The organism is Bacillus sp. YKCMOAS1 (assembly GCF_030268125.1).
GTDB lineage: Bacteria > Bacillota > Bacilli > Bacillales > Bacillaceae > Bacillus > Bacillus safensis.
Genome location: NZ_BSEI01000005.1, coordinates 48,846 through 60,981 on the forward strand (window position 1 = coordinate 48,846; position 12,136 = coordinate 60,981).

The following is a 12,136-nucleotide window of genomic DNA, read 5'->3' on the forward strand; positions in this document are numbered from 1 at the left end:
ACAAAGGGGGACATATCAATGAATGTAGATGTTCATTTTCAAGTGAGTGATGTGTTGAAAACAAAGTATTTTGCCCATGCGAAAGTGTTAGCAGGAGAAAAGGGATTGTTTCGGCAGGTCAGATGGGTTCATGTGTTAGAAGTGCCTGCTGTAGAAGATTTATTAAATGGGGGAGAGCTCATACTAACAACAGCCGCAGGCTTCCATGATCAATTGGATGTGTTTCAAGCATTTTTAAAGCAGCTGATCGATTCTGGTGCGGCAGGCTTGTGTATTGAATTTGTTCCGCTCAGATTCGATGTGCCGGAAGAACTGATTGTGTATGCAGAAGAAAGAGATTTTCCGCTGATTTTGTTTACAAAAGAAGTGAAATTCGTCAACATCACACAGCATCTCCATACGATGATGATTGAACGCCAGTATCAAATGATGGCTGATCTAGAAGCACTATCATCAAAGCTGAATGAGCTTTTGCTGACTCCCCATCCGCAGATGGATATTTTGGATCAAGTGTATCAGCACGTAAGGGGCATTCTTTTACTCATTCCTGTTCAGGGGGAGCCAATTATTGTATGTGATTCCTCCAAACAAACCGAAGAGATGGTCATGAATTATTTACAGTTTGCCTCCTTGCCAAAAGGATACGAAGTGACCAAAAAAGAAGTGCTTGCACTCAAGCAGACATTTGCTGACCTTGTGCTCATTCATCAAACAAACACACTTTCAGAATTTGAACTGCTCGTAATGGATAAAGGAGCAAATGCTTTGGCCCAGCAAACGCTAAGAGAGCTTTATACAGAAGAATTGAAGAAGACCAAAGAGAACGAATGGCTGCAAAAATGGTTCCAAGAAGAGCATACAGAAAGAGATATATTAGAGCATCTTGAAGAAACAGAAGGATTGAAAAAGCCAACCGGCTGTGTCGTGATGCTCTTTCAAAAGCATCATCAAATCGAAGAAATCGCAGGAAATCTATATTTTCTCGTATCGTGCCGCTCCATCTTTCAGCGTGCGGGTTTCCATTTGATTCCGTATGAGCATCAAGGACAAACCTTGTTTATTTTATTGAACACGAGAAAGAAAGAGGACTGGAAAGAGCGTGCAGAGAAGGCTGCAAGCGACATCAAACAATTGTATGATCGGGAGCAGCCACGCGGAACCGTGATCAATTTTGGCATCGGTCCATATTGTGAGCAGTTTCAGCATATGAGAAAAAGCTTTCAAGCAGCCAAAGAAGTGCTGCATTTAAAGAAAGTGATGCCCCAGCGGGTGGAAAGCCCATTTTATCAAGATTTGCATATGCTCCGTCTCATGCCAGTCATGCAGGAAAGCGGACTGCTTGAATGTATGGTGAAAGAGTATTTGGAGCCTGTGCTTTTATATGATAAGCAAAATAGCGGAAGACTCTATCAAACGCTGAATATCTTTTTACAGACAAACGGTTCTAAAAAGGAAACTGCAAGCCAGCTCTTTATTGTCAGGCAGACCCTTTATCATAGACTAGATAAACTGCATGCATTGCTTGGCGAGGATATGATGCAGGCCCCGAAACGACAGGCGCTTGAATTTGCGATTCTTGCATATGAATTTCTACAAGGAAATCGCCGTTAACGAGGTTTGTTAGATTTGCTAATGCACCCGAGTAGAATGTCTTATCATTCTTTTCAATCAGTTGACGATCTGTCTAATGTAATCAGCTCGGCCCCTTTTTTATAATGAAAGTAACGGTTGGTTCTCTCTTACAGGCGGCCTAGTTTCAGTTTCATATGCCTCCCTTTTCATCCATATAATGAATGGAGAGGCAATGTGCTGCTGAACCAGTCTAAGCTTCTTTAGTGATGAAAACGGATACATGGGGGCGGGAAGATGAAAATACATGAGCAGGCTCAAAATCTTCAGGCGAAAGATGATCAGTTGATCTGGCATCATATGAAAGGGACAAACAAGGAAAATGAAAGCATGGTTATTCACGAGGCAGAAGGCGCATGGGTGACAGATATTCATGGGAATCACTATTTAGACGGGATGTCAGGTCTTTGGTGTGTAAATGCCGGTTATGGCAGAAAAGAGCTTGCAGAAGCGGCATATAGGCAACTAAATACAATGCCTTATTATCCGCTGACGCAAAGTCATGTGCCAGCGATTCAATTGGCTGAAAAGCTAAATGAATGGCTTGGAGGGGACTATGTCATCTTCTTTTCTAACAGCGGTTCTGAAGCCAATGAAGCCGCATTTAAGATCGCCAAACAATATCATGCGCAAAAAGGAGAGAGCACAAGAACAAAGTTCATCTCCAGGTATCGATCGTATCACGGCAATACAGCAGCTGCCCTTGCCGCAACGGGGCAGGCGCAGCGTAAATATAAATATGAACCATTAGGTCAAGGCTTTATCCATGTCGCACCGCCTGATATGTATCGTCATCCTGAGGATCAAGAAACTTTGGCAAGTGCAGCGGCAATCGATCAAGCCATGACGTGGGAACTAAGTGAGACCATTGCTGGTGTTATTATGGAGCCGATCATTACAGGCGGCGGTATCTTGATGCCGCCAAAAGGGTATTTGAAGAAGGTTAAAGACATCTGTGAGGCTCATGGGGCGCTTCTCATTGTGGATGAAGTCATCTGCGGCTTTGGCCGGACAGGGAAGCGGTTTGGTTTTATGCATGAAGATGTAAAGCCGGACATCATCACAATGGCAAAAGGAATCACAAGCGGCTATTTACCTCTTTCTGCAACGTGCGTGAAACGAGAAATCTATGAAGCCTACGCAGGGGAAGATACGTATGACAGGCTGCGCCATGTGAATACATTTGGCGGACACCCTGCTTCCTGTGCGGTTGCCCTTGCGAACTTAGAGATCATGGAAAACGAGAAATTAGTAGAACGGTCTGACACGCTTGGGCAAGACATGCTTGAACGTTTGCAAGAGTTAAAAGAGCATCCATTTGTCGGTGATGTCAGAGGAAAAGGCCTGCTGTTTGGAATTGAGCTTGTCCAGGATCAACAGTCCAAAAAACCAGCTGATCCACAGGTTGTCGGTCAATTGATTGCAGAATGTAAAAAACGCGGACTGATCATTGGGAAAAATGGTGATACGGTTGCCGGCTATAATAACGTTGCCCAGCTTGCACCGCCGCTAAATATAACAGACGAAGACGCCTCATTTATTATGAACACGCTTAAAGAAAGCATGGCACAGTTATAGCAGAGAGATTTCTCTGCTTTTTTCTATGGAAAAAGCACATACGCTGCTAAGTAAAATCGGCATTGGATACACTAGGTGTATTGAAAAATAGAAGAGATTCTATTACTGTTAGGAGATGACTGAACCAATACACTTTAGAAGGAGACGGCATATGAGTTTTCATGATCAACCCATTCTACCTGCTGTTCGCAATATGAAGCAATTTGAGGAATTTTTAAAAAGTCCATTTACATATGGGGTCTTACTTGATGTTCATTTAGGCCGGCTAAAGGGCATCATGAATGAGGCAAATGCCCATCATAAAAAAATGTTTGTCCATGTCGATCTCATTCACGGGATCAAACATGATGAGTATGGAACGGAATTTATTTGTCAGGAAATGAAGCCGGCAGGAATTATTTCTACTAGGTCTTCAGTCATAGTAAAAGCCAAGCAAAAAAAGGTATATGCCATTCAGCGAATGTTTTTACTTGATACAAGTGCCATGGAAAAAAGCATGGAGTTCGTGGGGAAACATCGCCCAGATTTTATTGAAGTATTGCCAGGGGTGGTACCGGATTTAATTACAGAAGTGCGCGAGCGAGCTGGGATTCCAATATTTGCAGGCGGGTTTATCCGTACAAAAGAAGATGTAGAAAGAGCACTTGAAGCAGGTGCTACAGCTGTGACAACATCGAATACAGCCCTTTGGAAAGCGTTCCAAAAGTGAAAAAGATAAAATGTGAAAAATGATTGACAACGTTTTCATCCTCTGATACTATAGCACTAAGTTAATATCATGTGATGGAGAAACGGAGATCCACAACAGCGCTTTACTAGGTGACAAATGACCCTGATGTAAAGTATGTTTGTTGTGGATCTTTTTTCTTTATCTTTTTTACACATTCATAGGGGATGGCAACTGAACCAGAGGAGGAATTTTCATGACACCATTTTGGGGTGAAGTCGTAGGTACAATGCTGCTTATTATTTTTGGAGGCGGTGTATGTGCGGCAGTCAATTTAAAGAAATCGCTCGCATATCAGTCCGGCTGGATTGTAATCGCTTTCGGATGGGGATTTGCAGTAGCCATAGCAGCTTATGCAACAGGTGGAATCAGCGGAGCGCATTTGAATCCTGCACTGACAATCGGGCTTGCGTTAGAAGGAAGTTTTCCTTGGGCTGATGTACCAATGTATATTGCCGGTCAAATGCTTGGCGCATTATTAGGAGCTATTATTGTCTTTTTACATTACTTACCGCACTGGAAAGCAACAGACGATCCAGGTGCAAAGCTTGGTGTATTCTCAACTGGTCCTGCGATTCCGCATACTTTTGCAAACGTACTTAGTGAAGTCATCGGTACATTTGTATTGGTTCTAGGAATCTTAGCGATTGGTGCAAATAAATTCGCGGATGGAATCAATCCGCTGATTGTTGGTTTCTTAATTGTCGCAATTGGTCTTTCATTAGGCGGAACAACTGGTTATGCAATCAATCCTGCACGTGATTTAGGTCCGAGAATTGCTCATGCGATTCTGCCGATTCCAGGTAAAGGTCCATCGAATTGGAAGTATGCGTGGGTGCCGGTCGTTGGTCCAATTTTAGGTGGTGCATTTGGCGGTGTTTTCTACAATGCAGCCTTTAAAGCGAACATCACTCCAGCCTTTTGGATTGTAAGCGTTATTTTAGTTGTGGTATTGTTAGGACTCTATGTCTCTACGAAAAATCAAACAAATGCTGTAAATGAAAGTATGTAAGGGGAGGAAAACACCATGGCAAAAGAAAAATATATTCTCGCTTTAGATCAAGGGACAACAAGCTCAAGAGCGATCTTATTTGATCAAGAAGGCAAAATTGCACATACAGCTCAGAAGGAATTTAATCAATATTTTCCGAACCCAGGCTGGGTAGAACATAACGCAAATGAAATTTGGAGCTCTGTTCTATCCGTCATTTCAACTGCTTTAATTGAGTCAGGCATTGAAGCAGATCAAATCGCCGGTATCGGCATAACGAACCAGCGTGAGACAGCTGTTGTTTGGGATAAACATACAGGCGCACCTGTTTATAATGCAATTGTTTGGCAGTCTAGACAAACGTCAGGCATTTGTGAAGAGTTAAAAGCGCAAGGACACAATGAAACGTTTAGAAATAAAACAGGTCTTCTCATTGATGCTTATTTCTCAGGGACAAAAGTAAAATGGATTTTAGACAATGTAGAAGGTGCTCGTGAGAAAGCAGAAAATGGCGACTTGCTGTTTGGCACAATCGATACATGGCTCATTTGGAAGATGACAGGCGGTCAATCACACGTCACAGATTACTCCAACGCGTCAAGAACGTTAATGTTCAACATTTACGATCTGAAATGGGATGAAGAATTACTGGATATCCTTGGCGTACCTGCTTCTATGCTTCCGGAGGTGAAACCATCTTCACACATCTATGGTGAAACAACAGACTATCACTTCTTCGGCAGAAATATTCCGATTGCAGGAGCTGCGGGAGACCAGCAGTCTGCACTATTCGGTCAGGCTTGCTTTGAAGAAGGAATGGCGAAGAACACGTATGGTACAGGATGTTTCATGTTGATGAATACAGGGGAAAAAGCAATTAAGTCGGATCATGGTTTATTAACGACAATTGCATGGGGCATTGACGGTAAAGTTGAATATGCTTTAGAAGGAAGTATTTTCGTAGCTGGTTCAGCGATTCAGTGGCTGCGCGACGGACTGAGAATGTTTAAAGACTCAAAAGACAGCGAAGCCTATGCGGAGCGCGTTGAGTCAACAGATGGCGTATATGTCGTTCCAGCATTCGTTGGTCTAGGCACACCATACTGGGACAGTGATGTCAGAGGCGCTGTATTCGGATTAACACGCGGTACTTCTAAGGAGCACTTTGTCCGTGCAACGTTAGAATCACTTGCTTATCAAACGAAGGATGTTTTAGATGCGATGGAAAAGGATTCAAACATCTCATTAAAAACTTTGCGTGTAGATGGCGGAGCTGTAAAGAATGATTTCTTAATGGGCTTCCAAAGTGATTTGCTGGATGTACCAGTAGAGCGTCCAGAAATTAATGAGACGACGGCACTCGGTGCGGCCTATCTTGCGGGAATAGCAGTTGGCTTCTGGAACGACCGTTCAGACATTGCAAAACAATGGAATCTTGACAAGCGCTTTGACCCTAAAATGGAAGAGGACAGCCGTGACTCGTTATACAGCGGGTGGAAAAAGGCTGTAAAAGCAGCTCAAGCTTTCAAATAAACCAAAAGTATGGTATACTTCAAGTAAGTTAATAGAACGGTTGGAGAACTGGAGAGACCGCAGGCACCGAAGTGTAGAAATACGCTTTGGGTGTTTGCGGTCTCTTTTTCTTTACCGTACAACATGGGAGGAACAAGAGATGACTTTTTCTAGCTTAGAAAGAGAACAAATGCTGCAGGAAATGACAAAAAAACCATATGATGTGTTTATCATTGGTGGGGGTATAACAGGCGCTGGTACAGCACTTGACGCGGCTTCACGCGGAATGCGTGTCGGTCTTGCAGAAATGCAGGATTTCGCAGCAGGTACGTCTAGCCGCTCAACGAAACTAGTGCACGGCGGACTTCGTTATTTAAAACAATTTGAAGTGAAAATGGTCGCAGAGGTCGGTAAAGAGCGTGCCATCGTATACGAAAATGGTCCTCATGTCACGACGCCAGAATGGATGCTTCTTCCGATGCATAAAGGCGGGACATTTGGGAAGTTTTCAACCTCTATTGGACTGAGAGTGTATGACTTTTTAGCTGGCGTAAAGCATAACGAACGCAGAAGCATGCTAAGTGCGAAAGAAACGCTTGCAAAAGAACCGCTTGTCAAAAAGGACGGCTTAAAAGGCGGCGGCTACTATGTTGAATACCGTACAGATGATGCACGCCTCACAATCGAAGTGATGAAAGAGGCTGTGAAATTCGGAGCGGAAGCGGTCAACTATGCGAAAGTAAAAGAATTTATTTATGATAAAGGCAAAGTGGTTGGTGTTGTCATTGAAGATGTCATGACGAAGAAAACATACGATGTGTATGCGAAGAAGGTCGTCAATGCGACAGGTCCATGGGTAGATCAGCTTAGAGACAAAGATCACTCAAAAGAAGGAAAACACTTACAGCATACAAAAGGAATTCACTTAGTATTCGACCAATCGGTCTTCCCATTAAAACAAGCGATCTACTTTGACACACCTGATAAACGTATGGTCTTTGCCATTCCAAGAGAAGGCAAAACGTACGTTGGAACAACAGATACAGTGTACAAAAAACAGCTGGAGCATCCGCGTATGACAAAAGCCGATCGCGACTATGTCATTCAAGCGATCCAATACATGTTCCCTGATCTCAATATTACAGAAAAAGATGTGGAGTCCAACTGGGCCGGTCTTCGTCCGCTCATTCATGAAGAGGGCAAAGATCCTTCAGAAATTTCTCGTAAGGATGAAGTGTGGACATCATCTTCAGGCTTAATCACCATTGCTGGTGGTAAATTAACAGGCTATCGCAAAATGGCTGAGCATATTGTCGATCTCGTACGTGATGGATTGAAACAAGAGACTGGCAAAGATTACGGTCCATGTAAAACAAAACATATGCCAATCTCAGGCGGTCATGTAGGCGGATCTAAAAACATGGCAGCTTTTGTTCAAGCGAAAACGGCAGAAGGAGCATCTGTTGGTTTAACAGAACCGATTGCACAAAAACTAGCTGAAAAATATGGTTCAAACGTCAGCAGTGTCTACAAACGAGTAGAGCAGCTTCAAGGGGAAGCAGACAAACGAAACATTCCAGCATATGTGCTGGCAGAGCTTGTCTATGCGATCGAAGAAGAACTAGCTGTAACACCTGTCGATTTCTTCTTAAGAAGAACAGGAAGCCTATTATTTAATATCAATTGGGCAAAAAAATACGCACAGCCTGTTGTTGATTACATGGCAGAGCGTTTTGGCTGGGATGAAGCAGCAAAACAGAAACATCAAACAGAATTAGATCAATTATTCCATGAAGCAGTCGTACCGCTTGATGCTGAATAAAAGGAAAAGCCGATCATGTATCGGCTTTTTTAATTGTCTATCGCAATTTTTGATATAGCATGACATTAAGGATGATTCGATATAAAATATAAGTAGATATTATTTATAATGATGGCAAGAAATAGGAGGACGACCATGAGTTGGAAGACGAATTATGAGCGATGGATCAATGAGAAGCACCTGGAAACTGAACTAAGGGAATGGCTGGAGACGCATCAAGATGATCATCAAGCACTTGAAGACTGTTTCTACAAAAACCTTGAGTTCGGCACTGGAGGAATGCGCGGTGAGATTGGTGCAGGCACGAACCGAATGAATGTGTATACTGTTCGTAAAGCTTCAGCAGGTCTTGCTGCGTATATTGCGAAACATGGAGAGGATGCAAAAAAAAGAGGCGTCGCCATTGCATATGATTCACGTCATAAATCGCCTGAATTTGCGATGGAAGCAGCCAAAACACTTGCTTCACAAGGCATTCAAACGTACGTATTCGATGAATTGCGTCCGACACCAGAGCTCTCCTTTGCGGTTCGTGAGCTGCATGCATTTGCTGGAATTGTTGTGACAGCAAGTCATAATCCACCAGAATATAATGGCTATAAAGTGTATGGTGAAGATGGCGGGCAGCTGCCTCCATTTGAAGCAGACCAAGTCATTCAAGAAGTAGATGCAATTGAAAATGAACTGTCAATTTCAGTTGATTCTGAAGAAACGTTGAAACAGCAAGGACTGATCAAAATGATCGGAGAAGGAATCGACCATGCTTATATTGAAAAATTAAAAACCATAAGTGTGCACCCTGAGCTGGCACATGAGGTTGATGTCAAAGTCGTGTTTACTCCGCTTCATGGGACGGCCAATCACCCTGTCAGAAACGGGCTTCAGGCTCTAGGTTATCAGCATGTCACGGTTGTGCCTGAGCAGGAAAAACCAGATCCACAGTTCTCAACAGTGACCTCGCCTAACCCAGAGGAGCATGCAGCATTTGAGTACGCCATCAAGCTTGGCGAAAAACAAAATGCCGATATCCTCATTGCAACAGACCCAGATGCTGACAGATTAGGCATTGCGGTCAGAGATCACGAAGGAGAATTTACTGTTTTAACAGGCAACCAAACAGGCGCCCTGCTGCTCCATTATTTATTGTCTGAAAAACAAAAGCTGGGTCAGCTGCCGCCTCGTCCTGTTGTGATGAAAACCATTGTCACAAGTGAGCTTGGGCGTGCTGTAGCATCAGCTTTTGGGGCCGACACGATAGACACACTTACAGGCTTTAAATTTATTGGAGAAAAAATTAAGCAGTTTGAAAAGAGCGGAGAATACACGTTTCAATTCGGTTATGAAGAGAGCTATGGCTATTTGATCGGTGACTTTGCTCGAGATAAAGATGCGGTGCAAGCGGCACTATTAGCCGTTGAAGTCGCTGCCTTCTATAAAAAACAGGGCAAGTCCTTGTACGACGCGCTTGTCGATATTTTCAAGCAGTTTGGATTTTACCGTGAAGGATTAAAGTCTTTAACCTTAAAAGGAAAAGAGGGAGCAGAGCAGATTTCAACGATCCTTCATACCTTTAGAACAAATCCGCCAGCTGCCATCGCAGGGCAGCGCATCACAGTGATCGAGGATTACCAATCAAGTCAAAGACATCTTGTGGCTGAAAAGAAAGAGGAAACCATTCATCTGCCGGCATCAAACGTGCTGAAATATTTCCTTGAGGACGGTTCGTGGTTCTGCTTAAGACCTTCCGGCACTGAGCCTAAAGTGAAATTTTATATTGCAGTCAAAGGCACATCTTTAACAGATAGTGAAGAAAAACTAAAGCATCTGTCAGAAGAAGTGATGAAAGTCGTTTATGATATTGTGGAAGAAACAGCGAAATAACGAAAGACAAGGCCATCGTGTATGAATGCATGATGGCTTTTTTCTCAGTCAAAAGGATGAGAAGAAATCATTCTTTTGGAGAAAGAGCCGCGTGGGGACTCATGGTATAATGAGCGTAATGATAAGTGAAGGCTGCAAATGCCGGGGGTAAACAGTATGGGAGAATACCAAGAGAAGGTTGAAACATTAAAAACGTTAAAAGAAATTGCTGAAAAGCTAAATGAAGGCATGGAAATGAAAGAAACGCTCCATGAAGTGCTCCATATGCTGATGGATGTCACAGGCTTTCATTCAGCATGGATTTATTTTATAGAAAAAGACGGGTCATATGAACTGATGGCAGAGGTTTCTTTACCTGAAGCACTCGCAAAGCATCAAAAACAGCTCATGTGTCAAAATGATTGTTATTGCATCAATCGATACACAAAAGGCTCACTGCAATCAGCCACCAATATTATGAACTGCAAACGGATTGAAACGGCGATTGAACAAAAGCTTGGAGATACAGAAGGGATTACACATCATGCTACGGTGCCGCTACAAGCATGTAAGCGTACGTTCGGCTTATTAAATGTGGCGGCAAAGGGGAAAGTCACATTTACACAAGAAGAGCTGAATTTGCTTGAAAGCATTGCGCTTCAAATTGGCACAGCGATTCAGCGGATGAAGCTTGTGCAAAATGAACAGCAGCACGCCCTTTTACAAGAAAGAAACCGGCTGGCACAGGATTTACATGATTCTGTCAACCAAATGCTATTCTCTGTGAGTCTGACTGCTAAGGCTGCACGGCAAATGACAAGCGATCAGAATCTAGGGGAAATGATTGATTTTATTCAACATTTGTCACAAGACGCTCTGATTGAAATGCGGTCACTCATTTGGCAGCTGAGACCAAGAGGCCTTGAAAAAGGGTTTACGACAGCAATTGAAGAGTATGCTCAGCTTTTAGGATTACGCTGCAATTTATCTTTATCAGGCTGTATAGAAATGGATCATTCTCACAATGAAACTTTGTTTCGGGTCTGTCAAGAAGCGCTGAATAACTGTCAGAAGCATGCGGAAGTAGAAGAAGTCGAGGTCAAACTTGAGCAAGCAAAAGATACGTTCGAGATGAAAATCATTGATCTCGGAAAAGGTTTTCAATATGACGAGCAGATGAGCCTTCCTTCACTTGGGCTGAAAGGGATGTCTGACCGCATCCGAAGAGCAGGTGGTACATTTTGTATCCATTCAGAGTTAGGAAAAGGAACAACGATTCATGTAAAAGTGCCATTTTCACAAGAAAGGAAGGGATCGTCATGAGAGTTGTCATTGCAGATGATCATCATATTGTGAGAAAAGGCCTGGTGTTTTTCTTACAGACACAGCCTGATGTGGACATCGTTGGTGAGGCGTCCAATGGGCAAGAGGCATTAGAGGTTGTCAGAGATACTCAGCCTGACATTGTCTTAATGGATTTGTCTATGCCTGTCATGAATGGCATTGAGGCAACGAAACAAATGACGCTGGAAATGCCGGACACCCGCATTGTGATCCTGACAAGCTATGCGGACAAAGATTATGTGATTCCCGCCATTCAAGCAGGGGCGAAAGCCTATCAATTAAAGGATGTAGCACCAGAAAAGCTGCTTTCGACCATGATTGAAGTACAAAATGGCACCTATCAGTTAGATGGTCATATCACGACTTTTCTTGTGCAGCATCTGACAGAGCCAAAAGAACAGAAATGGGCATTGATGAAAGAGCTTACCAATAGAGAGCGAGATGTTTTATTTGAGATTGCAAAGGGCAAAAGCAACAAAGAAATTGCCTCATCGCTGTTTATTTCTGAAAAGACTGTCAAAACGCACGTATCTCATGTATTATCAAAGTTAGAGCTGGCAGATCGAACCCAGGCGGCTCTGTATGCAGTGGATTATCAAAAAAATCAGCCAAAAGAGCTGCTATGACAGAAGGGGATTTAGTCGTCATGCTAAAACTTTTAAGCGCACATTCA

Annotated in this window: 9 protein-coding genes; all 9 read left to right on the forward strand. The window is 43.1% G+C overall.

Annotated features, from left to right (window positions below):
* The first annotated feature begins 18 nt into the window (after positions 1–18).
* The 9 genes from QSJ46_RS15190 (at position 19) to QSJ46_RS15230 (ending at position 12,089) form a co-directional block, all read left to right on the forward strand.
* Complete coding sequence (locus tag QSJ46_RS15190) at positions 19–1,611, forward strand: PucR family transcriptional regulator (RefSeq protein ID WP_107163800.1); 1,593 nt, start codon at positions 19–21, stop codon at positions 1,609–1,611.
* Between the two features lie 255 nt (positions 1,612–1,866).
* Positions 1,867–3,207, forward strand: a complete 1,341-nt coding sequence (locus tag QSJ46_RS15195) for an aspartate aminotransferase family protein (protein ID WP_047202869.1) — start codon at positions 1,867–1,869, stop codon at positions 3,205–3,207.
* Between the two features lie 151 nt (positions 3,208–3,358).
* Positions 3,359–3,916 carry a glycerol-3-phosphate responsive antiterminator gene (locus QSJ46_RS15200; protein ID WP_024425304.1) on the forward strand — a complete coding sequence of 186 codons (558 nt, stop codon included), beginning with the start codon at positions 3,359–3,361 and terminating at the stop codon, positions 3,914–3,916.
* A 214-nt stretch (positions 3,917–4,130) separates the two neighbouring features.
* Entirely contained in the window at positions 4,131–4,946 is an 816-nt protein-coding gene (locus QSJ46_RS15205; RefSeq protein WP_039177442.1) for an MIP/aquaporin family protein, read from the forward strand.
* A gap of 15 nt (positions 4,947–4,961) precedes the next feature.
* A complete protein-coding gene (glpK, locus tag QSJ46_RS15210) occupies positions 4,962–6,458 on the forward strand; it encodes a glycerol kinase GlpK (RefSeq protein WP_041089582.1) in 1,497 nt (498 codons plus the stop codon).
* 139 nt (positions 6,459–6,597) lie between these two features.
* A complete protein-coding gene (gene glpD / locus QSJ46_RS15215; RefSeq protein WP_285604948.1) occupies positions 6,598–8,259 on the forward strand; it encodes a glycerol-3-phosphate dehydrogenase in 1,662 nt (553 codons plus the stop codon).
* 135 nt (positions 8,260–8,394) lie between these two features.
* On the forward strand, positions 8,395–10,140 hold the full coding sequence (locus QSJ46_RS15220; protein ID WP_285604949.1) for a phospho-sugar mutase: 1,746 nt from the start codon (positions 8,395–8,397) through the stop codon (positions 10,138–10,140).
* A gap of 156 nt (positions 10,141–10,296) precedes the next feature.
* Positions 10,297–11,442 (forward strand): GAF domain-containing sensor histidine kinase, encoded by a 1,146-nt coding sequence (locus QSJ46_RS15225; protein WP_285604950.1) that lies wholly within the window; start codon positions 10,297–10,299, stop codon positions 11,440–11,442.
* On the forward strand, positions 11,439–12,089 hold the full coding sequence (locus tag QSJ46_RS15230; RefSeq protein WP_039177456.1) for a response regulator: 651 nt from the start codon (positions 11,439–11,441) through the stop codon (positions 12,087–12,089). The genes QSJ46_RS15225 and QSJ46_RS15230 overlap by 4 nt, the downstream gene beginning before the upstream one ends.
* Positions 12,090–12,136: the final 47 nt, after the last annotated feature.